Below are 24006 nucleotides of genomic sequence, written 5' to 3'. Positions count from 1 at the left end.
ATCCGGGCGCCGGATGCGCCGGCAGCGGCTCGTCCGGAGGGCGGAACGCGCCGGATCGCGCCGTCTCCGCCCCGTTCCCCGCCTCGGCCGCGGGAGGCCGGTCCGCGCGGTAGCGTCGTGCGGGTCGATGCCGAGCGAGGAGGGCGACGGATGCTGGAGGCGGTTCTCGCGATCGCCGCGTGGTGCGCGGGCGCGGTGCTCGTCGTCAGCGGCGCCCTGAAGCTCGGCCGCACGGAGCGGTTCCGGGCGAGCCTCGAGGCGCTCGGGGTTCCCCTCCTCCTCCGGCGCCGCGGCTGGTTCGCGGCCGCCTTCCCCGTCGTCGAGATCGCGCTGGGCGCCGCGGTGGTGCTGGCGCCCGCTCCGGCGCACCGTGCCGCCCTCGTGCCGGTGGCGCTCCTCGACGCCGTGTTCCTCGTCGTCGCCGTCCGCGCGGTCCGCGCGACGGAGGACGTCGACTGCGAGTGCTTCGGCGGGCTGGGCTCGGCACGGATGACCGGACGCACCGTCGCGAGGAACGCGGTGCTGCTCGCGCTCGCGGTCGCCGGGGCCCTCGGCGGGCTCGCTCCGGCCGCGCTGCTCGGCGGCGGCGGTGCCTCGGCGGCGGCGTCCGGGCTCGCCGCCGCTCTCGCCGCGGTCTCGCTCGTGCTGGTGCGCGACCGCCTTGCGGCGTCGACGGCCGCTCGCGTCCGGGCGGCCGCCCGCCTGTCCGCAGCCGACAGGGAGTCCGCGCCGGGGCGCGCGCCCGAGGGTGACCTCTCGGCCGCCGACCTCGCGTTCGTCACAGTGGCCGGCGAGCTCCTGACGCTCGAGGAGCTGTCCCGCCCGGCGACGCACCTCGTCTTCTTCTCGCCCTCGTGCGCCGCCTGCCACGCGCTCGTCGAGCGCTTCCGCTGGTGGCCCCACGGCCTGCGCCCGGGCGAGGAGCTGCTGCCCGTCCTCCTCGGCAGCCGCGAGGACTTCGCGGTGCACGCCGTCTACGGGCCGCTCGTCGACCACGCCCTCTACGATCCGGAGGGCCGCGTCGCCGCCGCCCTCGGCCGAGCGGGGACGCCGGGCCACGTGCTGCTCACGCCCGAGCGTCCGCTCGGCGACGGCTGGACCTCGGGAGCCGCGTCGATCGAGGCACGCGTGCTCCGGCCCGGATTCCTCGCCGAGCTGCAGGCGGCCGGCCCGGACCCGGCTCCGGCGGCCGGCGGCGCGGTACCGGCGGGGTGACGACGGCCGGCGGGCGGAGCGGTGCCGCCGGGCTGTCGACGACCGACCGACGGCGGCCGGGCTCAGCGGCGCTCGAACTCGCCGGACATCGAGCCGTGCACGGGGTGGGCGGGATCGTCACCCACGGCGCGGGCGGGATCGTCGATCTCCACGGCGCGGGACGGGGGCTCCTCGTCGCTCGCGTCGAGGCCGAAGCCGTCCTCGAGCAGCTCCTGGGCGATGCGGCTCGACAGGCCGCTCCTCTCGCCCGGTCCGGGGTCGCTCTCCGGGTCGACGGGGGCGGCGAACGCCTGCTCGAGTCCGGACGCCGGCATCCCGGCGTCGTCGATCGAGTCGGCTCGCCCGTCGAAGGGTCCTCGTGCAGGTCTCGGCATGCGCCCGAGCGTAGAGGACGGGCCCCCGGAGGTCGACGCTCCGTCGCGCACTGCCGGGCCGCCCGCGCGCCGGGTCAGTCGTGCAGCGACCAGGAGTGGGGAGCGACCTGGACGCCGCCGACGGTCGCCGTCTCGTCGCCGATGTTCAGCGCGAGCCGCGCGGTGCGTCCCTCCGGGCCCTCCGCCACGAGCATCACGGCGGTGTTGGAGAGGTCGACCGTGCGGGTGCTCGCGCCGACCAGCCACGGGTTCCGTCGGCGGAACGCGACGACCTCCTGGTGGGCCCGGTAGGCCTCCCCGCCCGGCCACTCGGCGGGCTCGGCCGGGAACTCCGGGCGGATCGCGTCGTCGCCGCCGATCCGCTCCTCCTTGACGCCGCGCAGGCCCCGCTCGTCGCCGGAGTAGATGCTCGGCACGCCGGCGACGAAGCCGAGGATCGCCGTGGCGTGGCCGTGGTGGCGCTCGTCGCTGACGGCGCTGGCGATCCGGGTCACGTCGTGGTTGCCGACGAAGGTCAGGGGCAGGAACTCGCGGACGAAGTCGTCGTGGCGCTTCAGGGACCAGGCCAGCTCGAAGAGGTTCGCCTCCTCGAGGGAGTTGCGGACGGCCTTCCAGAGCTCGTACTGCGTGACCGAGTCGAGCCCCGACTCCCGCACGTAGCCGGTGTAGTCGCCGTGGATGACCTCGCCGACGAACCACGCGTCGGGGAAGCGCTGCCGCACCGGGTCGATCGCCGCGCGCCAGGCCGCCGGCGCGACCGCGTACGCCGCGTCGAGCCGCCAGCCGTCGATGCCCCGCTCGAGCCAGTGCGCGAGCACGGAGGACACGTGCTCCGCGACCTCGGGGTTCCCGTTGTCGAGCTCGACCAGAGCGTCGTGCCCCTCGAACACGTCGACGCGGAGGCCGTCGACCTCCTGCGACCGCTCGCTGCGGGAGAAGCGCGCCGCCTCGGGGGAGCCCTCGCCGGCCGCGACGGCGGCACGCCACCAGGGGTGCTCCCGTCCCACGTGGTTGAAGACCCCGTCGAGCAGCACCCGGATCCCGCGCTCGCGGCACGCGGCGATCAGCGCGTCGAGGTCTGCCTCGTCGCCGAGGCGGGGATCGATCCGGAAGTGGTCGACCGTGTCGTAGCCGTGGGTGGAGGAGGCGAAGACCGGCCCGAGCAGCAGCCCGTTGCAGCCCAGCGCCAGCAGGTCGTCGAGCCAGGGGAGCAGGGCGCGGAGGCGGTGCTGCGGCTCGTCGTCCGGACCCGGACCCTCCGAGGCGCTCGCCTCGGCGCCCGTGAAGCCGAGCGGGTAGACGTGCCACCAGATCGCCGTCGAGATCCAACCGTCCGTCTGAGCCATCGTGGCCGTCCTCCCGGCCCGCTCGGGCGCGGGCCGCCGTCACTGTAGCGAGGCGGGCTGGACCGGAGCCGCGCCCGCTCACGGGCCGGGCCGCAGGGCGGTGATCCAAGCCAGCACGGCCAGGCCCGCCCGCACGGAGGCGGGTGCCGTGACGGTGCAGACGAGCAGCGCGAGAGCCGCGCAGGCGAGCCCGGCCACCGCGCTCCTCCGCTCGCCCGCCCACCGCAGCGCCCGCACGGACGCGATCACCGCGGCGACCGCCACGGCGACGGCGGGGAGGGCCCAGAGCGGATGCACGGAGGACGCGAGCGCGAGCAGGCCCAGCGCGAGCGCGGCGAGGCCGGGCTCGTACGGCCGGCGAGCGGGAGGGTGCCGCCGGGGCGGCCGGGGGAGGGCCGCGTCGGCCGGAGCGGATGGAGGGAGGAGTGCCGTCGTCGTCATGAGCCGATCCTCGTCAGGCGGCGGACTCTGCGGAGTGGCGATCGGCGGATCGGTGGACGAGAGGCGCCGAGCGCCTCCTGTGGAGGGACCGACCGGCGCGATCGGCGTCGTTCCGGGCGTCTCGAGGCCGGAATCGCCGGAGATCCGGGGCGGGGCTGGTAGGTTACCGACGGTCCGACCGGTTGAGGACGTCCGTCCCCGGCCGAGGACGATCCATCGAAACCAGCTGTTCCGACAGCGAGAACGTCCTGGGAGGACACTCCATGGCTGACAAGTCGCTCAACCGCACCGAGCTCGTCGCGAAGATCGCCGCCGACTCCGGCCAGAGCCAGGCCGCCGTCAACGGCGTCCTCGACTCGCTCTTCACCACCCTCGCCGACTCCGTGTCGAACGACGTGAAGGTCACCATCCCCGGCTGGATCGCCGTCGAGCGCACCTCCCGCGCCGCGCGCACCGGCCGCAACCCGCAGACCGGCGAGACCATCCAGATCGCCGCCGGCCACTCGGTCAAGGTCTCCGCGGGCACCAAGCTCAAGGCCGCCGCGAAGTAGTCGCGCCCTCCGACACGGCCCCGGCACTGCGCCGGGGCCGTCGTCGTCCGCGGACGCGGCTGCCGATCAGCCGCGGAACGTAGGCTGGACCGGTGAATCGAACCGTCCGGATCGTCGGCCCTGCGCTCGTGCTCGTCGCCGCAGCGCTCGTCGCCCTCCTCGCGGCCCTGGCCTTCGGCGGGGGAGCCGCGGCTCCGCTGCTGAACGATCCCGGCCCCGTGGTCCGCTACGGCCTCCCGATCGCCAAGCTGGCCGTCAATCTCGGCGCCGCGGGGATGATCGGCTCGCTCGTGCTGACGCTGTTCGCGCTGAGCCCCCGCGCCGCTGCCGCCCGCGACGCCCGATCCTCGTCCCGCGCCTCGACCGCTCACGCCTCCTCGCGCGCCGGTCAGTCCTCCTCGCGCGGCGACCAGTCCTCCTCCCGCGCCGGATCGACGCGCACCGCGGTCGCCCCCGCGAGCCCCGCGCCCGCCGAGGCCGCGCCCGAGCCGCGCACCGAGTTCTCGATCGCCCTCGACGTCGCCGCCGCCAGCGCCGCCTTCTTCGCCGCGGCCAGCGCGGTGACCGGGTTCCTCACCTTCCTCAACGTCACGCAGACGCCCCTGAGCCTCGACCGCGACTTCGGCACCAAGCTCAGCTACTTCATCGGCAGCATCGAGGTCGGCCAGGCCTGGCTCATCACGACGCTGCTCGCGGCCGTCGTCACCGTCCTCTGCTTCGCCGTCCGCAACCAGACCGCGCTCGTCTTCGTCACGGGCCTGGCCCTGCTCACGCTGCTGCCGATGGCGCAGCAGGGGCACGCGGCGGGAGCGAGCGGGCACGACGCCGCCGTCACAGCGCTGGGCCTGCACCTCGTCTTCGCGGCGATCTGGCTGGGCGGCCTCATCACCGTCATCGCCCTGCGGCCCCTGCTCGGCGGCTCCCGCCTGCTGCCCGTGATCGAGCGCTACTCCAGCCTCGCGCTCGTGAGCTTCGTCGTGGTCGCGGCGTCCGGCTACGTCAGCGCCGAGCTCCGGCTCGCCACCCTCGACAACCTGCTGACCGGCTACGGGATCCTCGTGCTGGTCAAGGTCGCGGCGCTGGTCGCGCTGGGCCTGTTCGGCGTGCTGCAGCGCCGCTATCTCATCGAGCGGATGCGGAAGGCCGGCGGTGTCGGCGGCCGCAGCTTCTGGTGGCTGGTCGGCGCCGAGATCGCCTTCATGGGTATCGCGTCCGGAGTCGCCGCGGCGCTCGCGCGCACCGCGACCCCGGTCGACCAGATCGCCGCGAGCCAGCTCACGGATCCGACCCCGGCCCAGCTGCTGACGGGCGAGCCCCTGCCGCCGCCCGCGAGCGCGATGAACTTCCTCACGCTCTGGAACATCGACCTGGTCTGGCTCCTGGTCTGCTCCTTCGCCATCGCGTTCTACGTCGCCGGAGTGGTGCGCCTGCACCGCCGCGGCGACCGCTGGCCCCTGCACCGCACGATCCTCTGGATCGCGGGCATGCTCCTCCTGGCCTACATCACGAACGGCGGGGTGAACGCGTACGAGAAGTACCTGTTCAGCGCCCACATGCTCTCGCACATGGTCCTCACCATGGCGGTGCCGCTGCTGCTCGTCCCGGCGGCACCGGTCACGCTCATCGCCCGCGCCGCCGCCCGCCGCACCGACGGCTCCCGCGGCGCGCGCGAGTGGGTGCTGCTCGCCGTTCACTCGCGCTTCGCCACCGCGATCTCGCACCCGATCGTCGCCGCCCTGCTGTTCGTCGGGTCGCTCTGGGGCTTCTACTACTCCCCGCTGTTCCGCTGGGCCACCACGGACCACATCGGCCACGAGTGGATGATCGTCCACTTCCTGATCACCGGGTACCTCTTCGTCAGCGTCCTGATCGGAGTGGACCCGAGCGTGCACCGCGTGCCCTACGCGATGCGCCTCCTGCTGCTGCTGGGCACCATGGCGTTCCACGCCTTCTTCGGCCTCGCACTGATGACGGGGGAGGGGCTGCTCCTCGCCGACTGGTACGGAGCGATGGGCTGGGGCACCTCCGCGCTCGCCGATCAGCAGGCGGCCGGCGGCATCGCGTGGAGCATCGGCGAGATCCCCACCCTCGCGCTCGCGATCGTCGTCGCGATGATGTGGAGCCGCTCCGACGCCCGCGAGACCAAGCGCCGCGACCGCCAGGCCGACCGCACCGGAGAGGCCGAGCTCACGGCCTACAACGACCGCCTGGCCGCCCTCCAGAAGCGCGGCTGATCCGCGCCCGGGCCCCGGGGTCCCGGCGGCCCGCGGGTACAGTGGAGCGGTGACTCAGCCGACCCTCTCCGACGAGCAGCAGCGGGTCTTCGACCTCATCGAGAACACGCGCGAGCACCTGTTCGTCACGGGTCGGGCGGGCACGGGCAAGTCCACCCTGCTCAACCACCTGAGCTGGAACACCGACAAGCAGATCGTCATCTGCGCCCCCACCGGCGTCGCGGCGCTGAACGTCGGCGGCCAGACCATCCACTCGCTCTTCCGACTGCCGATCGGCGTCATCGCCGACTCCGACCTCGACCAGCCGCCCGAGCTGCGCAAGCTCCTCAACACCATCGACACGCTCGTCATCGACGAGATCTCCATGGTCAACGCGGACCTGCTCGACGGGATCGACCGCAGCCTCCGGCAGGCGCGGCAGCGGCGCTCCGAGCCGTTCGGGGGCGTGCAGGTCGTCCTCTTCGGCGACCCGTTCCAGCTCGCACCCGTTCCCGGCGATCCGGAGGAGCGCGCCTACTTCGCCGACCGCTACCGCTCGCTGTGGTTCTTCGACGCCCTCGTCTGGCAGGAGGCGCCGCTGCGGATCGTCGAGCTCGGCCGGATCCACCGGCAGAGCGACGAGCGCTTCAAGTGGATGCTCAACGCGGTCCGCTTCGGCATGGTGACGAAGGAGATCGCCGACGTGCTGAACGCGGCGGGCGCGCGGACGCCTCCGGCCGACGACGCGATCACGCTCGCGACCCGCAATGACACGGTCAACCGCATCAACCAGGCGGCGCTCGCGCGGCTGAAGGGCCCGCTGAAGACCGCGTCGGCCGAGATCAGCGGCGACTTCGGCGGGCGCGCCTATCCAGCGGACCAGAACCTCGAGCTCAAGATCGGCGCGCACGTGATGTTCCTGCGCAACGACTCCGAGCAGCGCTGGGTGAACGGCACCATCGGCCGGGTGACGAAGGTCGTGGGGACGGTGTGGGTCGAGGTGGACGGCGAGGTCCACGAGGTCGAGCCCGCGACCTGGGAGCGCTACCGCTACTCCTACTCCGCCGCGACGAAGAAGCTCACCCGCGAGATCGTCGCCGAGTTCGCGCAGTTCCCGCTCCGCCTGGCGTGGGCGGTCACGATCCACAAGTCGCAGGGCAAGACCTACGACTCCGCCGTGGTCGACCTCGGGCAGCGCGCCTTCGCCCCCGGGCAGACCTACGTGGCGCTCAGCCGCATCACGAGCCTCGAGGGGCTCTACCTGACGCGGCCGCTCCGGCCGAGCGACATCATCGTCGACAAGGACGTGCTGCGCTTCATGTCCGAACGGCGAGCCGAGCCGGCCGCCGTCGCGGAGGCGTCCGCGGACTGACGCCCCGCGGAGGAGGTCGGAGCAGGCCCTCAGGCCGCCGCGCAGGTCCGGGCGAGATCGCGGAACAGCTCCGTCGTCAGCCGGTACGCCTCCGCGACCTCCGCGATGACCCGCTCGCGCTCCTCCTCGTCCCAGCCCGCGGCGTCGAGCTGCTCGCGGTAGGTGGCGCGGAAGGCCGACGGTGCGGCGATCTCGCCGAAGAGGAAGAAGCCGACGCCGTTGGTCTCGAAGCCGAACCGCCGCTGCAGCAGCCCGCGGACGATCGCGCAGCCGGAGAGGTCGCCGAGGTAGCGCGTGTAGTGGTGGGCGACGAAGCCGCCGCTCCAACCCGCGGCCACGATGCGGATCCGGTCGACGTAGGCGCTGGTCGAGGGCAGCGGGCGGATGCGCTCCCGCCAGTCCTCGCCGACGAGGAAGCGCAGGTCCTCCGCGATCGCGGGGAGCCGGGTGAGCTTGGCCGAGAGGAAGGGCTCCGCGACCGGATCGCCGGCCATGTCCTCCGCCACGGCCTCGAGGGCCTCGTAGACGAAGTAGTGCTGCGAGATGAGCGCGATGTAGTCGTCGCGGCTGCCGGAGCCGGTCATCAGCGAGGTCATGAAGGCGGCGCCCTCGTCGTCCGCGCCGGACTGCCCGATGCGCAGGCGCAGGGCCTCGGAGAACGGGATGACGTTCGACACGGTGGCCTCCCTCGGCGACTGAGGTCCGCCTTACCTTAGCCGAGCGGGGCCGCCGGGACCAGAGGGCGTCAGTGCCCGTGTCCGCCGTCGACGACGGAGTGCATCATCCCGCCCATGTCGCCCGAGCCGCCCGAGGAGGCGGCCATGGCGGGGGTGGCGAGGGCGGAGACGGTGAGCGCGCCGGCCAGGAGTCCGACGAGAGCTCGCGACGGCGAGACGGCCTTCTCCTCTACGCGCGGAGAGCGGAGCGAGACGGCCACCACGGCGACCGCGATCAGCTGGAGGACCGCGGCGGCCAGCGCGGGGAGGGGCTCGGCGAGTGCGCCGAGGGCCAGAGCGAGGGCGAACGCCGCCAGGGAGGCGACCGCGACGACCAGCGCGGAGCGCGGCACGACGATCCGGCCGCGCGCCAGGACGAGGACCGCCCAGAGGATCTCGACGGCACCGAGCACCCCGATCACCGGGGCCTGCGCGCCCTCGCCGCCGGCGGCGAGCGAGAGGTGGATGAGCCCGGCGCCGAGTCCGGCGAAAGCGGCGTTGCAGCGGGCCACGGTGGTCATGGCGGCTCCTTCGCTGGATCGGGGAAGAAGAGGAGGCCCCGGATCGACACACCGCATCGTGTCGTCCGGGGCCGTTCAGTCCGTCCGCCGCGGAAAACGGCGGGCCCACGGCGGACGGAGTAGAGGGGGGCGGCGGGTGCCGCCCGGGTCAGGCGGTCGCGGCGGTGCGCGTCCTCGCCGTCTTCTCGGTGCCGAGTCCGACTCCCAGGAGCACCAGCGCGCTGGCCAGGTGCAGGAAGTGGTCGGCGGTGTTCAGCGCCAGCACGTTCAGGGCGGTGTCGACCAGGAAGAAGCCGACGATGCCGAGCAGCAGGTACACCGCTCCGACGGTCACGTTGACGGTCTTCGCCGCGGCGACGGTCGACAAACCCGCGATCAGCAGCGCGCCTCCGATGAGCAGGTGGGCGATGTTGTGCAACGGGTTCACCTCGAAGACGCCGAGCAGGAGCCCGCCTTCGGTAGAGAGGAACTGCACGCCTCCGGTCACGACGAAGCCGAGGAGCCCGACGACGACGTAGACGGCTCCGAAGAGAGTCGCCAGCAGTCGATTGGGGGATCTGCGCATGGTCTCTTACCTCCTTCGAGCAGCGCCTCTGCGCTGTACTCCCTCTCTTCGTAACCCGGCGCCTGCCGGTTTGGGAACGGGGTGGACTCCGCCGGTCACGGTCAGGACACGAATCGCGATCGCGCGCTCAGCGGCCCTCTCCGGCCCGACGGAGCCCCCGTACAGTGGTGCCGTTCGCAGACGACGGGGGAGTCGCACGGCATGGGATCTCGCAGACGGACGCGGACGGGGCTGCTCGTCGTCCCGGTCCTCGTGCTCGCACTGGCCGGCTGCACGCCCGCCGCCGCCTCGCGCGTGGCGGAGGCTCCCGCGCAGGCGGCGTCGGAGGAGCTCGCCTCCGCCCTGTCGGGGTTCCTCGACGAGACGGTCGGCGTCGCCGGCGCGACCGGAGCGGTCGCCGGGGTCTGGTCGCCGTGGGGCGGCAGCTGGGAGGGCGCGGTCGGCTGGGAGTCGGACGAGCGCACCACCGCCCTCACCACCGACGCGCACCTGCGGCTCGGCACCGGCGGCACCGAGGCGATGACCTGCGACGTGGTCCTCGCCCTCGCCGACTCCGGCCGGGTCGACCTCGACGCCGACGTCGGCGAGACGCTGCGCTCCCTGCCCGGCATCGACGGCCTCACGCTGCGCGAGCTCTGCGCGCACACCTCCGGCCTGGCCGACTTCCGCTCGGCGCTCTGGCCGACCGTGCTCCAGAACCCCCCGCGGCAGTGGCCGACGCTCGAGCTGCTCGCCGCGGCCCAGGTGCGCGGCGCCTCGGCCGAGCCCGGAGCGGCGTGGTCCGACTCCGCCACCGGTCCGCTGCTCGCCGGCATCGTCGCCGCGCAGGTGACCGGTCGGAGCATCGGGGAGCTCTACGACCAGTACGTGGTGCCGCGGTACGGGCTGCGGAGCACGGAGCTGCCCGGCGCCTCCGAGGTCGACCTGCCCGCTCCGTCCCCCCGCGGCTATGCGGTCGCGCTCGACCCGGCGACCGGGGAGAAGCGCTGCGACGTGCGCCTCGACGTCACCGCCGCGTCCCCGTCCGCCCTCGGCGCCGCCGGCGGAGCACTGACCGATCTGGAGGACCTCCGGCGGCTGGCGACGGGTCTCGCGGCCGATCCCGCGGACGACGCCATGTGGCGGGACCCGGTCGTCCAGGGCCAGGGCCGCGCCGACTACCTCCGCGCCGGGCTCGGCGGGCACGAGGCGGGACCCCTCCGCGGCTTCTCGGGCCTCGCGCCCGGCTTCGTCACCGCGGCGTACTCCGACCCGGTCTCGGGCCTGACCGTGGCCGTCTCGATCAACAGCTCGACGCCCGGCGGGGACTTCGCCGCGACGGTCGCCCGCACCCTGGCCGCCATCGCGGTCGAGCAGGGAGCCGCGGCGGGAGCCGAGGGCCTGCCCCAGCTCCCGTGGACGGCCGACGGCGAGCGCGGCGCCGTGCAGGGGACCCCGACGCGCTGCTGATCCGGCGGCGCCCTACTCTGGTGCCATGCCGATCACTCCCGACACCAAGGACTGGACCTGGGTCCTCGAGCGCCCGTGCCTCGAATGCGGTTTCGACGCCTCGCTCGTCGACGCCGACGAGGTCGCCGAGCTCATCCGCGAGAACGCCGCCGCCTGGCCCTACGTGCTCGACCGCGACGACGCGGCGGGCCGGCCCGACGACGAGACCTGGTCGCCGCTCGAGTACGCCGCGCACGTGCGCGACGTGCACCGCATCTACCGCACCCGTGTGCAGCTGATGCTCGCCGGCGACGACCCGCTCTACCCCAACTGGGACCAGGACGTCACCGCCGTGGAGGAGCGCTACGACCAGCAGGACCCCGCGACGGTCGGCCGCGAGCTGGTCGAGGCGGCTGAGCGCATCGCCGAGGTGTTCGACTCCGTCGCCGGTGCCCAGTGGCAGCGCCGAGGCCGCCGCAGCGACGGCGCGGCGTTCACGGTCAACACGATCGCCCGCTACTACCTGCACGACGTCCAGCACCACCTGCACGACGTGCAGGGCTGAGCTCAGGTGTCGATGAGCTGGGGATTGAGGAACGAGAGCGTCCGCGCGTAGGCGAGCGCCGCGGAGGCGGGGCTGACCGCGTCGCGCAGGTTGCCGTTCGCGAAGTGACGCTGCGTGTCCGGGTAGGTGTGCGCCGTGACCGGCGTCCCCGACTCCTTCAGCCGCCCGACGAACGACTCCGGGTCGTCGCCCGCGGGCCACTCGTCGCTCTGCGCGTAGTGCAGGAGGGTGGGGCACGGGACCAGCACGTGCTCCTCCCCACCGATGGTGGCGTAGTACGCGACCACCGCGTCCACGAGCCCGGTGCCCGCGGCGAGCAGCCCGAGGCGGCCGCCGAAGCCGAAGCCGATGACGGCGCTGCGCGGCGCCCCGGCCGCGACTCCGGTGCCGACCGCCTCGGCGACGGCGGCGAGGGTGCGGTCCTGCGCGGCCATCGCGGCGAGGTCGCGCGCGTCCTCCGGGGCGAGCGTGGCCCAGCCGTCGTAGAGGTCGGGCACGAGCACGTGGTAGCCGTGCTTCGCCACGGCCTCGGCGAACGGCTCCAGCCACGGCAGGCGCCCGAACACGTCGTGCAGCACGACCACCACGGGCCGGCCGGGGTGCCCGTACTCGAGGGCGACGCCCGGCGACGGGATCTGGACGAGCTCTGTCACCCCTCCACCCTGCCCTCTGCGTCCCGCGATCCCGCGCGCTGCCGCGGATCCGCCCGGCGTGTCGCGTCGAAACGCCGCGCGGGCGCCTCACCGCTCCGCGCGACCGTGCGGCTCCAGCGGCAGGACCACCTGCTCGCGCAAGTGCTCGTAGACGACCGAGGTGCGCACGTCGGCGACCTCGCGGCGCTGCGTCAGCTCGTCGATGACGAAGGCGTAGAGGTCCTGGTTGTCGCGGACGGCGACGTGGATGATGAAGTCCTCCGAGCCGGAGGTGACGAACACGCCGACCGTCTCGTCGAGGCCGGCGACCCAGTCGCGGAAGGCCTCGATGATCTCGCGCGACGGCGGACGGATGCGGACCGCGATCAGCGCCTGCACGCCGCGCCCGAGGGCCGCGAAGTCGAGAGTGAGCGTCGCGCCGGTGATCACGCCGCGGCGCCGGAGGCTCCTCGTGCGGTCGAGGGCGGTGGTCGGCGAGACGTGCACGGCGGCTGCGAGGTCACGGTTCGTGATCCGTGCATCCGACTGCAGGACCTGCAGGATCCGGACGTCGAGTTCGTCGAGTGCCGCTCCTGGGCCGTTCTGCTGGTCGTTCATACGGAGATCCTGCCGAAGGGGAGCCCTCCTGCCTACTGTTCGTGACGTCACTGCGCACGAACCGAGGAGCATCATGACCATCCCCGCCCCCGACGCCGTCGGCTTCCACCCCGACGAGATCGACACCGCCGCGCCCACCCGCTCGGCCCGCCTCAAGTGGGTGGTCGTCGTCGACGAGTCCCTCCCCGCCGGCCGCGCCGTGAACGCCGCGATCTGCGTGGGCGCCGCGACGGCCGCGCACGTCGCGGGGCTGCTCGGACCGAGCCCCGCCGACGCGTCCGGATCGCTGCATCCCGGTCTGCCGTGGGCCGGCTGCACGGTCCTCGCCGCCGACGCGGCGACCCTGCTCGCGATCCGCGCGAAGGCCGAGGCGCACGACGGGACGTTCGTCGCCGACATGCCCGCGTCGGCGCAGGCCACCCGGGTGTACGACGAGTACCGGGAGGCGGTGGCGGCGAGCGGCTCCGACGAGCTGCAGTACCTCGCGGTCAGCCTGGTGGGGCCGAGGAACCGGATCGACAGGATCGTCGGGCGGCTGCCGCTGCTGGGCTGACGGACACCGCGGGGCTGCCGGACGCCGCTGCGCTGACGGACGCCGCTGCAGCGCCGGAGGAGGAGCCGCTCGCGTCGGGCCGGAGGAGGAGCCGCTCGCGTCGGGCCGGAGGACCGGCCGCAGACGAGGGGGGGGAGGAGAGCGAGTGACGGGAATCGAACCCGCGCCATCTGCTTGGGAAGCAGAAGTTCTACCATTGAACTACACTCGCGCGGCGCCGCTCGGGCGCACCAGGACATCGTAGCAAGGCCCGGAGCCGGCCCATGCCCCGGGTCGCGCCACGCCCTAGGATCGCAGCGTGCTCCTCTCCGACCGCGACATCTCGCTCGAACTCGCCTCCGGCCGCGTGGGGCTCGCCCCGCACGATCCGTCGATGCTGCAGCCGTCGTCCGTCGATGTGCGCCTCGACCGCTTCTTCCGGCTGTTCGACAACCACCGCTACCCGTACATCGATCCGGCCGAGGACCAGCCCGAGCTGACCCGCCTGGTCGAGACGCCGCAGGGCGAGCCGTTCATCCTCCACCCGGGAGAGTTCGTGCTCGGCTCGACCTACGAGGAGGTGTCGCTGCCGGACGACATCGCGGCGCGCCTCGAGGGCAAGAGCTCGCTCGGACGGCTCGGACTGCTGACCCACTCGACCGCCGGGTTCATCGATCCGGGCTTCACCGGCCACGTCACCCTCGAGCTCAGCAACGTCGCGACGCTCCCCATCACGCTCTGGCCGGGGATGAAGATCGGCCAGATGTGCTTCTTCCGCCTCAGCTCGCCCGCCGAGAAGCCCTACGGCTCGGCGGAGTACAGCTCGCGGTACCAGGGCCAGCGCGGTCCGACCGCGTCGCGGTCGGCGCTCAACTTCCACCGCACGGACGTCTACACCGACTGACTCCGGCGCAGGGATCAGGGCGCGGGGGTCAGCCCAGCAGGCGGGGGAGCTGCAGCACGAGCCAGGGGGAGAACGCCCAGGGGGTCGAGCGGACAGCGGCGAGCGTCGCCTCGGCGTCGACCCACTCGTAGTCCATGACCTCGTCGAGGCGCGGATCGAGGGCGTCGCGGCTCGACAGCGTCGCCGTATAGACGGGGCAGATCTCGTTCTCGACGACGCCGGACGCGTCGACCGCGCGGTAGCGGAAGTCCGGCAGGGCGACCTCCAGCGTGGCCAGCCGGGCGCCGAGCTCGCGCTCGGCCCGGCGGACGACGGCGTCCTCGATCCGCTCGCCCGGGGCGGGGTGCCCGCAGAAGGAGTTGGTCCAGACGCCCGGCCAGGTGCGCTTCTCGAGGGCGCGGCGGGTCACCAGGAGCGCGCCGTCCGGGGAGAAGACGTGGCAGGAGAACGCGAGGTGCAGGGGAGTGGCCGTGTCGTGCACGGTCGCCTTGTCGGCGACCCCCACGGCGTTCCCGGCCTCGTCGAGGAGGACCACCTGCTCGATCCGGTCCGTCTGCACAGTGGCGGCTGGCGAAGTCATACCCGCAAGTCAAGCACGCCGCAACACATCAGCCGGCTTATCGTCCTGGTTCTCCCCTTTGTTAGCCTTCCCACGTGGATACGCGCGACCCCGTGGTTCTGTCCCGGTTGAGGCAGGAGCACGTCGATGCCGTCCTGGACAGGTTCTTCTCGTTGGCGAGGTCCCGGGCGGTGCGTCTCGGACCCCGCTACCTGACCCTCTGGCAGACGCTGGAGGCCAACACCCGCGGCGGCAAGCGCTTCCGCCCGCTGATGGTGATCTCGGCGTACGAGGCCCACGGCGGCCAGGATCCGGAGGCCGCCGCCCATCTCGGCGCGGCGTTCGAGCTGCTGCACACCGCGCTGATCGTGCACGACGACGTGATCGACCGCGACTTCGTGCGCCGCGGCGGCCCGAACGTCTCGGGCAGCTACCGCGACGAGGCGACGACCGCGGGCCTCTCCATCCCGATCGCCGAGCACCGGGGCACCTCGGTGGCCGTGATCGCCGGGGACCTCGCCCTCACCGGCGCCCACCGCCTCGTCGAGGGCGTCGGCGCCTCCGACGGCGTGCGGGCCCGCCTGCTCACCCTGCTCGACGAGGCCGTCTTCGCCTCCGCCGCGGGTGAGCTGGCCGATGTGGACTTCTCTCTCATGCCGGGCATGCCCTCGGTCGACGAGGTGCTCGAGATGGAGCGCCTCAAGACGGCCGTCTACTCCTTCGAGGCGCCGCTGCAGGCCGGAGCGATCCTCGCCGGGGCCTCGGACGCCGCGGTGGACGCGCTCGGCGAGTTCGGCCGCTGGATCGGCATCGCCTACCAGATCGTCGACGACCTGCTCGGCGTCTTCGGCTCGGAGGGGCAGACCGGCAAGACCACGCTGGGCGACCTCCGCGAGGGCAAGCGCACCGTCCTCATCGCCCACGCGGCCGGCACGGACTGCTGGCCCGACATCGAGGCGCTGATCGGCGACGAGCACCTCGCGCCCGAGACCGCGGAGAAGGTGCGCGGCATCCTCGAGGAGTGCGGCGCCCGCAGCTACGCCGAGGGGCTCGCGAACCAGTTCGCCGATCGCGCCTGGGCGGCTCTGGAGACGCCCGCGGTGTCGGAGGCCTTCCGCAACGAGGTCCGCCCGCTCGTGGCCAGCGTGGTCGGGCGCACCCGATGAGCGCTGTCCGCCACGCGCGGATGCGCGCGACGATGCGCTCCGCCCGGCCGAGCCCCCGTACGGTGGCACGATGAGCCGCCAGAGCGAACTGTACGACCGCGTCGCGCACGAGTCGTCCGCGCAGGTGATCCGCCGCTACTCCACCTCCTTCGGGCTGGCCACGCGCCTGCTCGCCCCGGGCGTCCGCGAGCGGGTGGAGGACGTCTACGCCCTCGTGCGCGTCGCCGACGAGATCGTCGACGGCGTCGCCGAGGAGGCCCGTCTCGACCGGGCCGCGGTGGAGGAGTCCCTCGACGCCTTCGAGGCCGAGACCGAGCGCGCGCTCGCCTCCGGCTACAGCTCCAACCTCGTGATCCACGCCTTCGCGCGGACCGCGCGGGCGACCGGATTCGGCACCGAGCTCACCCGGCCGTTCTTCGCGTCGATGCGCGCCGACCTCCGCGAGACCGAGCACACCCCCGAGTCCTTCGAGGCCTACGTCTACGGCTCCGCCGAGGTCGTCGGGCTGATGTGCCTGCACGTGTTCCTCGCGGCGCCGGACGCGGGGCTCGTCTCCGAGGCCGCCCGCGCGCGGCTCGTGGCCGGAGCGCGCCGCCTGGGCGCCGCGTTCCAGAAGGTCAACTTCCTCCGCGATCTCGCCGCCGACGTCGACGGCCTCGGCCGCAGCTACTTCCCCGGAGTCGACCCGCGGGCGTTCTCCGAGCGCGACAAGGCCTCGCTGCTCGCCGACCTCGACGACGATCTCGCCGAAGCCGCCGCCATCGTGCCCGAGCTCCCGCGCTCCAGCCGGCGCGCGGTCCTGCTGGCCCACTCCCTCTTCGCCGCCCTGGCCGACCGGATCCGCGCGACGCCCGCCGAGGAGCTCCTCCGCGCCCGCGTCAGCGTGCCCACGGCCGCCAAGGCGGCGCTCGCGGCCAAGGCGGCCGTGTCGACGCTCGGCCCGCGCCTGGGCCCCGGCCCCGTCCGCGCGACCCGCTCGAGGACCGGCCCGCACCGCGCCGTCGTCATCGGCGGGGGGATCGGCGGACTCGCCTCCGCCGCGCTGCTCGCGCGCGACGGCTACGACGTGACCCTCCTGGAGGCGCGCGAGGCCGTCGGCGGCCGCGCCGGCTCGTGGGAGCACGAGGGCTTCCGCTTCGACACCGGTCCCTCCTGGTACCTGATGCCCGAGGTGTTCGACCACTTCTTCCGCCTCATGGGCACCAGCGCCGAGGAGCGCCTCGACCTCGTCACGCTCGACCCCGGCTACCGGGTCTACAGCGAGGGCGTCGACGAGCCGATCGACGTGCTCGCCGACCTCGAGTCGAACCTCGCGCTCTTCGAGAGCATCGAGCCCGGAGCGGGCGAGCGGATGCGCGCCTACCTCGACTCCGCGCGCGACACCTACGAGATGGCCAAGCGCCGCTTCCTCTACACGAGCTTCTCGTCCTTCCTCCCGCTGCTGCGCCGCGACGTGCTCAGCCGGACCGGGAGGCTCGGCCGCCTGCTGCTCACTCCGCTCGACACGTTCGCGGCGACGGCGGTCACCGACAACCGGCTGCGCCAGATCCTCGGCTACCCGGCCGTCTTCCTCGGCTCCTCGCCGTTCGCCGCGCCGAGCATGTACCACCTGATGAGCCACCTCGACCTCGCCGACGGCGTGCTCTATCCGATGGGCGGATTCACGAAGCTGATCGAGGCGGTCGCCGACGTCGCCGAGGAGGCCGGCGTCACCGTCCGCACGTCCTCGCCCGCGACGCGGATCCTCACCGCCCGCTCGCCCCGCGGCCGACGCCGCGGCGCCGAGGTCGTCGGAGTCGAGTTCACGGGCCCCGACGGCACGGAGCGGATCCCCGCCGACCTGGTCGTCAACGCCTCCGACCTCTTCACCACCGAGCAGTCGCTCCTCCCCGAGGAGCTGCGGACCTACCCGCCCGCCTACTGGGAGAAGCGCGAGCCCGGCCCGAGCGCCGTCCTCGTCCTCCTGGGCGTGCGCGGGGAGCTGCCCGAGCTCGAGCACCACACCCTGCTCTTCACGAAGGACTGGCGCGACAACTTCGACAAGATCTTCGGCGAGCACCCGACCGTCCCCGATCCCGCGTCGATCTACGTCTGCCGCCCGAGCGCGACCGACGCGAGCACGGCTCCGGAGGGGCACGAGAACCTGTTCGTGCTCGTGCCGATCCCCGCTGACACCTCGATCGGCCACGGCGGAGTCGACGGCGCGGGCGACGCGCGCGTCGAGGCCATCGCCGACCAGGCCATCGCGCAGATCGCGTCCTGGACCGGCGCGACCGACCTGGCCGAGCGGATCGTCGTCCGCCGCACCATCGGCCCGGCCGACTTCGAGAGCGACCTCGGCGCCTGGCGCGGCTCGATGCTCGGACCGGCCCACGTCCTCTCGCAGAGCGCCTTCTTCCGCGCCGGGAACGTCAGCCGGCACGTCGACGGCCTGCTCTTCGCCGGCAGCTCCACGATCCCCGGCATCGGCCTGCCGATGTGCATCATCAGCGCCGAGGTCATGCTCAAGCGCGTGCGCGGCGACGTGTCGACCGAGCCGCTGCCCGTGCGGGAGGCGCCGTCCGCTCCGGTCGCGCCCGTCGCCGTGGGGGAGTAGGCGTGGGGATCCTCTACCTGCTCGCGCTCCTCGTCTCGATCACCGGGATGATCGTGCTCGACCGCCGCTTCCGGCTGTTCTTCTGGGCGGACGCGCGACGCGCGGCGATCGTGCTGCCCGGGGGAGTCGCGTTCTTCCTGGTCTGGGACCTCGTGGGGATCGGCCTGGGCGTCTTCTTCCGCGGCGAGACCTCCTACATGACCGGCCTGCAGATCGCGCCGGAGCTCCCGGTCGAGGAGGTCCTCTTCCTCACCCTGCTCTGCTACCTGACGATGGACGTGCACGGCTTCCTCTCGCAGCGCGTCTCCCGGCGGGCGGAGGCGCGCGCGTGACCTACCTCCTCCTCAACGCCGTGTTCCTCGCGGTGGTGCTGGTGCTGCTGCTGCTCGCGCTGCGCCGACGCGTCCTGCGCCTGCCCGCCGTCCTCGGCACGCTCGCCGTGCTGCTGGTGATGACCGCCGTCTTCGACAACATCATGATCGGAGTGGGCCTGCTGGTCGCCTACGACGACGACCTGATCTCGGGGATCCGGATCGGCGTCGCTCCGATCGAGGACTTCGCCTACGCGATCGCCGCGGCCCTCGCCCTCCCGGCGCTCTGGGTGCTCCTGCCCTCGCGTCGTCGGAGCGAGCCGTGAACCGGCTGCGCGCGCTGTTCGTCTCGAGCCGCCCGCTGAGCTGGGTCAACACCGCCTACCCGTTCGCGGCGGCGTACCTGCTGACCACCCGCGAGATCGACCTCGCCTTCGTGCTCGGCACGATCTACTTCCTCATCCCCTACAACCTCGCGATGTACGGGATCAACGACGTCTTCGACTACGAGTCCGACCTGCGGAACCCCCGCAAGGGCGGCGTCGAGGGCGCCGTGCTCGACCGGAGCGAGCACCGCGCGACGCTGATCGCGGCGGTGGCCACGAACGTGCCGTTCCTGGTGGCGCTCGTGCTGCTCGGGTCACCGGTCTCGTGGCTGGTCCTCGCGATCAGCGTCTTCGCCGTGATCGCCTACAGTGCGCCGGGGCTCCGCTTCAAGGAGCGCCCGTTCGTCGACTCGCTGACCTCGGCGACCCACTTCGTCAGCCCGGCCGTCTACGGGATCGCCCTCGCGGGCACCGTGGTCACCGGACCTCTCGTGGCGCTGCTCGTGGCGTTCTTCCTCTGGGGGATCGCGAGCCACGCCTTCGGCGCGGTGCAGGACATCCTGGCCGACCGCGCGGGCGGCATCGGCTCGATCGCGACCGTGATCGGAGCGAAGGCGACCACGCGCTTCGCCATCGCCGCCTACGTCGCGAGCGGCCTGCTCCTGCTCCTGCTGCCCTGGCCGGGGACCCTCGCGGCGATCCTCGCGGTGCCGTACGCGGTGAGCATCTGGCCGTACCGGTCGCTCGAGGACGCCGAGGCGGAGCGGGCGAATGCGGGCTGGAAGCGCTTCCTCGCGCTGAACTTCCTGACCGGCTTCCTCGTCACGCTCCTGCTGATCGTGTTCTGGATCGCCACGGTCTGATCCGCGGCCGGCGGCGCGCGGGGAGGGGCCTCGCCCGCGTCTCCCGCGGGACGGGCCTCGTCAGTCCCGGCGGGCGGGCGGAGCGAGCCGCGGCTCCGGCACGACGGGGGCGGTGGCCGGCGGGCGGCGCACCGGCAGGAGCAGCACCAGCCCCACGGCGAGGACGAGGACGAGCCCGAGGATGCCCCAGTACTGCACGTTCGCCTCGCCGCTGCCCGAGACGGCCGCGGCGATCGAGACGGCGGCTGCGAAGGCGGCGGGCGCGAGGAACGAGGCCGCCCGCCCGGTGGTCGCGTAGAGGCCGAAGATCTCGCCCTCGCGTCCCTCCGGGATGAGGCGGGCGAGGTAGCTGCGGCTCGCCGACTGCGCCGGGCCGACGAACAGGCACAGCAGCAGGCCGAAGATCCAGAACACCGTGCTCCCCCCGTCGTGCAGGACGAAGACGGCGGTGCCGCAGACGACCAGGCCGATGAGCGAGGCGACGATCACGGCCTTGGGGCCGATGCGGTCGTCGAGCGCGCCGACCGAGATGGTCGCCACTCCGGCCACGACGTTCGCGGCGATGGCGAAGAGGATCACCTCGCCGGCGTCGAAGCCGAAGGTGCCCTGCGCCAGCACGCCGCCGAAGGTGAAGACCCCGGTGAGCCCGTCGCGGAACACCGCGCTGGCGATGAGGAAGGCCACGGTGCTGCGGCTCTCGCGCCAGAGGCCGGCGACCTGCGCGAAGAGCGCGCGGTAGGAGGCGATCACGCCGACGCGCTCCGCCCGGCTCGCGCGCGCCGGCGTCTCCGGCACCGCGACCAGCACCGGGAGGGCGAAGACGGCGAACCACACGCCGGCGACCAGGATCGAGACGCGCACGTCGAGGCCGTCGTCCCCCGTCACTCCGAAGAGCCCGACCTCGGGCGAGATGAAGCCGAAGTACACGATCAGCAGCAGGACGATCCCGCCGACGTAGCCCATGCCCCACCCGAAGCCGGAGACGCGGCCGATGGTCGCCCGGGTCGAGACCTGGAGGAGCATCGCGTTGTAGTTGACGCTCGCGAACTCGAAGAAGACCGTGCCGACCGCGAGCAGTCCGAGTCCCAGCCAGAGGAGGGCCGGGTCGGGGCGCACGAGGAACATCAGCAGGATGCAGAGGACGACGACGGCGGAGTGGATCCCGAGCCAGAGCCGGCGGCGCCCGCCGAGGTCGGCCCGGCGGCCGGTGATCGGCGCGATGACGGCGACGACCGCGCCGGCGGCGGCGAGGGACCAGCCGAGCGCGGCCGAGACTCCGCTCGAGGTGCCGAAGAGCCCGTCGGTGGTCAGGTAGACGGTGAAGACGAAGGTGGTCACCACCGCGTTGAAGGCCGATCCGCCCCAGTCCCACAGGCCCCAGGCGAGGACGGGCCAGCGGCCGGTGCGCGTCGTCATGGGCCCACCGTAGGGGGAGGAGGTGAACGGCCGGAAGCGGCGGGACCCGTGAGTCCGAGAGTTGAGCCGATGCGACTCAACTTCTCGCCTCCGGACTTGACGCGAGACGACGGATGCGTAAACTTGAGCGTGCGGGGCTCAACTCCCGCAGAGGATTCCGCACCACCCGTCAACTGACCGGCAGCCGCCCGCGCGACGCCGATCGCGAAGGAGAACAACGCATATGTCCCGTGCCGTAGGCATCGACCTGGGAACCACCAACTCTGTCGTGGCCGTCCTCGAGGGAGGCGAGCCCACCGTCATCGCCAACGCCGAGGGCTTCCGCACCACGCCGTCCGTCGTGGCGTTCACCAAGGACGGGGAGGTGCTCGTCGGCGAGACCGCGAAGCGCCAGGCCGTCACCAACGTCGACCGCACCATCGCGTCGGTCAAGCGCCACATGGGCACCGACTGGACCTTCGGCGTCGAGGACAAGAAGTACACCCCGCAGGAGATCTCGGCCCGCATCCTGGGCAAGCTCAAGCGCGACGCGGAGCAGTACCTGGGCGACAAGGTGACCGACGCGGTCATCACCGTCCCGGCCTACTTCAACGACGCCGAGCGCCAGGCGACCAAGGACGCCGGCGAGATCGCCGGACTCAACGTCCTGCGCATCATCAACGAGCCCACCGCGGCCGCGCTGGCCTACGGCCTCGACAAGGGCAAGGAGGACGAGCTCATCCTCGTCTTCGACCTCGGCGGCGGAACGTTCGACGTCTCCCTCCTCGAGGTGGGCAAGGACGACGACTTCTCGACCATCCAGGTCCGCGCGACCTCGGGCGACAACCGCCTCGGCGGCGACGACTGGGACCAGCGCGTCGTCGACCACCTGGTCAAGCGCTTCAAGGACTCGACCGGCGTCGACGTCTCGAAGGACAAGATCGCTCGCCAGCGCCTCAAGGAGGCCGCGGAGCAGGCGAAGAAGGAGCTCTCCTCGAGCACCTCGACCAGCATCCAGCTGCCCTACCTCTCGCTCACCGAGAACGGTCCGGCGAACCTCGACGAGACGCTCACCCGCGCCAAGTTCGAGGAGCTCACCAGCGACCTGATCGAGCGCACCCGCAAGCCCTTCACCGACGTCATCGCCGAGGCGGGCGTCAAGGTCGAGGACATCGCTCACGTGGTCCTCGTCGGCGGCTCGACCCGCATGCCGGCCGTGGCCGAGCTCGTCAAGAAGCTCACCGGCGGCAAGGAGCCCAACAAGGGCGTCAACCCGGACGAGGTCGTCGCCGTCGGCGCCGCGCTGCAGGCCGGCGTCCTCAAGGGCGAGCGCAAGGACGTCCTCCTGATCGACGTGACCCCGCTCTCGCTGGGCATCGAGACCAAGGGCGGGATCATGACGAAGCTCATCGAGCGCAACACCGCGATCCCGACCAAGAGGTCCGAGACCTTCACCACGGCCGACGACAACCAGCCGTCCGTCGCGATCCAGGTCTTCCAGGGCGAGCGCGAGTTCACCCGCGACAACAAGAACCTGGGCACGTTCGAGCTGACCGGCATCGCGCCGGCCCCGCGCGGCATCCCGCAGGTCGAGGTCACCTTCGACATCGACGCCAACGGCATCGTCCACGTGTCCGCGAAGGACAAGGGCACCGGCAAGGAGCAGTCGATGACGATCACGGGCGGCTCGTCGCTGCCCAAGGACGACATCGACCGCATGGTCCGCGAGGCCGAGGAGCACGCCGCCGAGGACAAGGCCCGCCGCGAGGCCGCCGAGATCCGCAACAACGCCGAGACCCTGGCGTACTCGATCGACAAGCTGATCAAGGACAACGAGGACAAGCTGCCCGAGGACGTCAAGTCCGAGGTGCAGGGAGACGTCGACGCGCTGAAGACCGCGCTCGCCGGCGACGACGACGCGGCCGTCAAGACCGCGTTCGACGCCCTCAACGCCTCGCAGACCAAGATCGGCCAGGCGATCTACTCCCAGGACCAGGCCGCGCAGAGCGCCCCCGCGGACGCTCCGGCCGACGGTGACAAGAAGGACGACGAGGACATCGTCGACGCCGAGGTCATCGACGAGGACGAGCCGAAGGACACGAAGTAGCCATGGCAGCCGAGAACGAGCCCCAGGACTTCCCCGAGGAGCAGCCGGCCACCGGCGGCGAGGCGGGAGCCGAGGCGGCCCAGGACGCCCAGGACCAGGAGGGCCTCATCGAGGCCGAGGGGCCCGACGTCGAGACCAGCCTCTCGGACGCCGACCTCTCGTTCCTCTCGGGACAGTCCAGCGCCGAGACGCTCGCGGCCGAGCACCTCGCCGACCTCCAGCGGGTGACCGCGGAGTACGCGAACTACCGCAAGCGCACCGAGGCCAACCGCCAGGTCGACAAGGAGCGGGCGATCGGCGACGCGGTGAAGGTCATCCTCCCCGTGCTCGACGACCTCGACCGCGCCGAGAAGCACGGCGACCTCGCCGAGGGCGGGCCCTTCACGGCCATCGCGCAGAAGCTGCGCGGCGGAGTGGAGAAGCTCGGCCTGGTGAAGACCGGCGCCGTGGGCGACCTGTTCGACCCGAACATCCACGAGGCGATCTTCCAGCAGCCCACCCCCGGCGCCGAGACCTCCACGGTCGCGGACGTCGTCGAGGCGGGCTACTACCTCGGAGGCTCGCTGCTGCGGGCCGCCAAGGTGGTCGTGGCAGTCCCCGCCGACTGACCCCGCCACCGGCACCACCACCGCGGAGGACCCCGCCCCGCTCGGCAGCACGCTGCCGGACCGGGGCGGGGTCCCTCGCCGC

At 72.8% G+C, this 24006-nt stretch carries 25 protein-coding genes and 1 tRNA gene; 15 read left to right on the top strand and 11 right to left on the bottom strand.

The window, feature by feature from the left end:
• The first annotated feature begins 150 nt into the window (after positions 1-150).
• On the top strand, positions 151-1215 hold the full coding sequence (locus tag C5D09_RS17870; RefSeq protein ID WP_104269452.1) for a MauE/DoxX family redox-associated membrane protein: 1065 nt from the start codon (positions 151-153) through the stop codon (positions 1213-1215).
• Positions 1216-1277: 62 nt separating this feature from the next.
• On the opposite strand, the gene C5D09_RS17865 is transcribed toward C5D09_RS17870, so the two are convergent.
• The 3 genes from C5D09_RS17865 to C5D09_RS12735 form a co-directional block, all read right to left on the bottom strand.
• A complete protein-coding gene (locus C5D09_RS17865) occupies positions 1278-1589 on the bottom strand; it encodes a hypothetical protein (RefSeq protein WP_146076888.1) in 312 nt (103 codons plus the stop codon).
• Positions 1590-1663: 74 nt separating this feature from the next.
• Positions 1664-2935, bottom strand: a complete 1272-nt coding sequence (locus C5D09_RS12740) for an alpha-amylase family glycosyl hydrolase (protein ID WP_104269451.1) — start codon at positions 2933-2935, stop codon at positions 1664-1666.
• A 78-nt stretch (positions 2936-3013) separates the two neighbouring features.
• Entirely contained in the window at positions 3014-3376 is a 363-nt protein-coding gene (locus C5D09_RS12735; protein ID WP_104269450.1) for a hypothetical protein, read from the bottom strand.
• Positions 3377-3639: 263 nt separating this feature from the next.
• On the opposite strand from C5D09_RS12735, the gene C5D09_RS12730 reads away from it, so the two are divergent.
• The 3 genes from C5D09_RS12730 (at position 3640) to C5D09_RS12720 (ending at position 7512) form a co-directional block, all read left to right on the top strand.
• Positions 3640-3927, top strand: coding sequence for an HU family DNA-binding protein (locus C5D09_RS12730; RefSeq protein ID WP_056037903.1), 288 nt, complete (start codon positions 3640-3642; stop codon positions 3925-3927).
• A gap of 92 nt (positions 3928-4019) precedes the next feature.
• On the top strand, positions 4020-6161 hold the full coding sequence (locus C5D09_RS12725; protein WP_258067000.1) for a bifunctional copper resistance protein CopD/cytochrome c oxidase assembly protein: 2142 nt from the start codon (positions 4020-4022) through the stop codon (positions 6159-6161).
• Between the two features lie 49 nt (positions 6162-6210).
• Complete coding sequence (locus C5D09_RS12720) at positions 6211-7512, top strand: ATP-dependent RecD-like DNA helicase (protein ID WP_104269449.1); 1302 nt, start codon at positions 6211-6213, stop codon at positions 7510-7512.
• A gap of 29 nt (positions 7513-7541) precedes the next feature.
• On the opposite strand, the gene C5D09_RS12715 is transcribed toward C5D09_RS12720, so the two are convergent.
• The 3 genes from C5D09_RS12715 to C5D09_RS12705 form a co-directional block, all read right to left on the bottom strand.
• Entirely contained in the window at positions 7542-8189 is a 648-nt protein-coding gene (locus C5D09_RS12715) for a heme oxygenase (biliverdin-producing) (RefSeq protein WP_104269448.1), read from the bottom strand.
• 68 nt (positions 8190-8257) lie between these two features.
• Complete coding sequence (locus C5D09_RS12710) at positions 8258-8749, bottom strand: hypothetical protein (RefSeq protein ID WP_104269447.1); 492 nt, start codon at positions 8747-8749, stop codon at positions 8258-8260.
• Positions 8750-8897: 148 nt separating this feature from the next.
• Positions 8898-9314 carry a DUF4383 domain-containing protein gene (locus C5D09_RS12705; RefSeq protein ID WP_104222905.1) on the bottom strand — a complete coding sequence of 139 codons (417 nt, stop codon included), beginning with the start codon at positions 9312-9314 and terminating at the stop codon, positions 8898-8900.
• Between the two features lie 201 nt (positions 9315-9515).
• Between C5D09_RS12705 and C5D09_RS12700 the strand changes: the two genes are divergently transcribed.
• Both C5D09_RS12700 and C5D09_RS12695 read left to right on the top strand, forming a co-directional pair.
• Complete coding sequence (locus C5D09_RS12700; RefSeq protein WP_104233075.1) at positions 9516-10763, top strand: serine hydrolase; 1248 nt, start codon at positions 9516-9518, stop codon at positions 10761-10763.
• Positions 10764-10788: 25 nt separating this feature from the next.
• Entirely contained in the window at positions 10789-11307 is a 519-nt protein-coding gene (locus C5D09_RS12695; protein ID WP_104269446.1) for a DinB family protein, read from the top strand.
• 2 nt (positions 11308-11309) lie between these two features.
• Here C5D09_RS12695 and C5D09_RS12690 read toward each other — a convergent pair whose 3' ends face one another.
• A complete protein-coding gene (locus C5D09_RS12690; RefSeq protein WP_104269445.1) occupies positions 11310-11960 on the bottom strand; it encodes a dienelactone hydrolase family protein in 651 nt (216 codons plus the stop codon).
• An 87-nt stretch (positions 11961-12047) separates the two neighbouring features.
• Positions 12048-12557, bottom strand: a complete 510-nt coding sequence (locus C5D09_RS12685) for an Lrp/AsnC family transcriptional regulator (RefSeq protein WP_104255349.1) — start codon at positions 12555-12557, stop codon at positions 12048-12050.
• Between the two features lie 73 nt (positions 12558-12630).
• On the opposite strand from C5D09_RS12685, the gene C5D09_RS12680 reads away from it, so the two are divergent.
• Positions 12631-13110 carry a DUF2000 domain-containing protein gene (locus C5D09_RS12680; RefSeq protein WP_104222899.1) on the top strand — a complete coding sequence of 160 codons (480 nt, stop codon included), beginning with the start codon at positions 12631-12633 and terminating at the stop codon, positions 13108-13110.
• A gap of 140 nt (positions 13111-13250) precedes the next feature.
• On the opposite strand, the gene C5D09_RS12675 is transcribed toward C5D09_RS12680, so the two are convergent.
• Positions 13251-13321, bottom strand: a tRNA-Gly gene (locus C5D09_RS12675).
• Positions 13322-13408: 87 nt separating this feature from the next.
• On the opposite strand from C5D09_RS12675, the gene dcd reads away from it, so the two are divergent.
• Positions 13409-13993 (top strand): dCTP deaminase, encoded by a 585-nt coding sequence (gene dcd, locus C5D09_RS12670; protein WP_104222898.1) that lies wholly within the window; start codon positions 13409-13411, stop codon positions 13991-13993.
• A gap of 28 nt (positions 13994-14021) precedes the next feature.
• Here the strand turns inward: dcd and idi are convergent, their stop codons facing one another.
• A complete protein-coding gene (idi, locus tag C5D09_RS12665) occupies positions 14022-14573 on the bottom strand; it encodes an isopentenyl-diphosphate Delta-isomerase (RefSeq protein ID WP_104222897.1) in 552 nt (183 codons plus the stop codon).
• A gap of 170 nt (positions 14574-14743) precedes the next feature.
• Between idi and C5D09_RS12660 the strand changes: the two genes are divergently transcribed.
• The 5 genes from C5D09_RS12660 (at position 14744) to C5D09_RS12640 (ending at position 19814) form a co-directional block, all read left to right on the top strand.
• Positions 14744-15718, top strand: coding sequence for a polyprenyl synthetase family protein (locus C5D09_RS12660; protein WP_244229492.1), 975 nt, complete (start codon positions 14744-14746; stop codon positions 15716-15718).
• Positions 15719-15788: 70 nt separating this feature from the next.
• Entirely contained in the window at positions 15789-18314 is a 2526-nt protein-coding gene (gene crtI / locus C5D09_RS12655) for a phytoene desaturase family protein (RefSeq protein WP_104222895.1), read from the top strand.
• A gap of 2 nt (positions 18315-18316) precedes the next feature.
• Entirely contained in the window at positions 18317-18646 is a 330-nt protein-coding gene (locus C5D09_RS12650; protein WP_104269444.1) for a lycopene cyclase domain-containing protein, read from the top strand.
• Positions 18643-18951, top strand: a complete 309-nt coding sequence (locus tag C5D09_RS12645) for a lycopene cyclase domain-containing protein (protein WP_104222893.1) — start codon at positions 18643-18645, stop codon at positions 18949-18951. Before C5D09_RS12650 ends, C5D09_RS12645 begins: the two co-directional genes overlap by 4 nt.
• Positions 18948-19814 (top strand): prenyltransferase, encoded by an 867-nt coding sequence (locus tag C5D09_RS12640; protein WP_104222892.1) that lies wholly within the window; start codon positions 18948-18950, stop codon positions 19812-19814. Before C5D09_RS12645 ends, C5D09_RS12640 begins: the two co-directional genes overlap by 4 nt.
• Before the next feature lie 60 nt (positions 19815-19874).
• Here the strand turns inward: C5D09_RS12640 and C5D09_RS12635 are convergent, their stop codons facing one another.
• The gene (locus tag C5D09_RS12635) at positions 19875-21230 is read right to left on the bottom strand and encodes an MFS transporter (protein WP_104269443.1); all 1356 of its coding nucleotides are present in this window, start codon (positions 21228-21230) and stop codon (positions 19875-19877) included.
• 223 nt (positions 21231-21453) lie between these two features.
• Here C5D09_RS12635 and dnaK point away from each other — a divergent pair, with 223 nt between their 5' ends.
• Together dnaK and C5D09_RS12625 are read left to right on the top strand one after the other, a co-directional pair.
• Positions 21454-23316 carry a molecular chaperone DnaK gene (gene dnaK / locus C5D09_RS12630; RefSeq protein ID WP_104222890.1) on the top strand — a complete coding sequence of 621 codons (1863 nt, stop codon included), beginning with the start codon at positions 21454-21456 and terminating at the stop codon, positions 23314-23316.
• 2 nt (positions 23317-23318) lie between these two features.
• Entirely contained in the window at positions 23319-23924 is a 606-nt protein-coding gene (locus tag C5D09_RS12625) for a nucleotide exchange factor GrpE (RefSeq protein WP_104269442.1), read from the top strand.
• Positions 23925-24006 lie beyond the last annotated feature (82 nt).

The sequence above is a fragment of the Rathayibacter sp. AY1C9 genome (assembly GCF_002932315.1).
In the GTDB taxonomy this organism is placed as follows: domain Bacteria; phylum Actinomycetota; class Actinomycetes; order Actinomycetales; family Microbacteriaceae; genus Rathayibacter.
The sequence above is the reverse complement of the archived record's forward strand: the minus strand, read 5'-3'. Positions and strand labels throughout refer to the sequence as shown.

What these genes read in the sequence shown, in the direction of transcription:
- C5D09_RS12705 (WP_104222905.1), bottom strand. Translation starts at nt 9,314, where the DNA reads ATGCGCAGATCCCCCAATCGACTGCTGGCGACTCTCTTCGGAGCCGTC.
- C5D09_RS12685 (WP_104255349.1), bottom strand. Translation starts at nt 12,557, where the DNA reads ATGAACGACCAGCAGAACGGCCCAGGAGCGGCACTCGACGAACTCGAC.
- C5D09_RS12625 (WP_104269442.1), top strand. Translation starts at nt 23,319, where the DNA reads ATGGCAGCCGAGAACGAGCCCCAGGACTTCCCCGAGGAGCAGCCGGCC.
- C5D09_RS12735 (WP_104269450.1), bottom strand. Translation starts at nt 3,376, where the DNA reads ATGACGACGACGGCACTCCTCCCTCCATCCGCTCCGGCCGACGCGGCC.
- dnaK (WP_104222890.1), top strand. Translation starts at nt 21,454, where the DNA reads ATGTCCCGTGCCGTAGGCATCGACCTGGGAACCACCAACTCTGTCGTG.
- C5D09_RS12730 (WP_056037903.1), top strand. Translation starts at nt 3,640, where the DNA reads ATGGCTGACAAGTCGCTCAACCGCACCGAGCTCGTCGCGAAGATCGCC.
- C5D09_RS12635 (WP_104269443.1), bottom strand. Translation starts at nt 21,230, where the DNA reads ATGACGACGCGCACCGGCCGCTGGCCCGTCCTCGCCTGGGGCCTGTGG.
- C5D09_RS12710 (WP_104269447.1), bottom strand. Translation starts at nt 8,749, where the DNA reads ATGACCACCGTGGCCCGCTGCAACGCCGCTTTCGCCGGACTCGGCGCC.
- crtI (WP_104222895.1), top strand. Translation starts at nt 15,789, where the DNA reads ATGAGCCGCCAGAGCGAACTGTACGACCGCGTCGCGCACGAGTCGTCC.
- C5D09_RS12740 (WP_104269451.1), bottom strand. Translation starts at nt 2,935, where the DNA reads ATGGCTCAGACGGACGGTTGGATCTCGACGGCGATCTGGTGGCACGTC.
- idi (WP_104222897.1), bottom strand. Translation starts at nt 14,573, where the DNA reads ATGACTTCGCCAGCCGCCACTGTGCAGACGGACCGGATCGAGCAGGTG.
- C5D09_RS17865 (WP_146076888.1), bottom strand. Translation starts at nt 1,589, where the DNA reads ATGCCGAGACCTGCACGAGGACCCTTCGACGGGCGAGCCGACTCGATC.
- C5D09_RS12680 (WP_104222899.1), top strand. Translation starts at nt 12,631, where the DNA reads ATGACCATCCCCGCCCCCGACGCCGTCGGCTTCCACCCCGACGAGATC.
- C5D09_RS17870 (WP_104269452.1), top strand. Translation starts at nt 151, where the DNA reads ATGCTGGAGGCGGTTCTCGCGATCGCCGCGTGGTGCGCGGGCGCGGTG.
- C5D09_RS12700 (WP_104233075.1), top strand. Translation starts at nt 9,516, where the DNA reads ATGGGATCTCGCAGACGGACGCGGACGGGGCTGCTCGTCGTCCCGGTC.
- C5D09_RS12695 (WP_104269446.1), top strand. Translation starts at nt 10,789, where the DNA reads ATGCCGATCACTCCCGACACCAAGGACTGGACCTGGGTCCTCGAGCGC.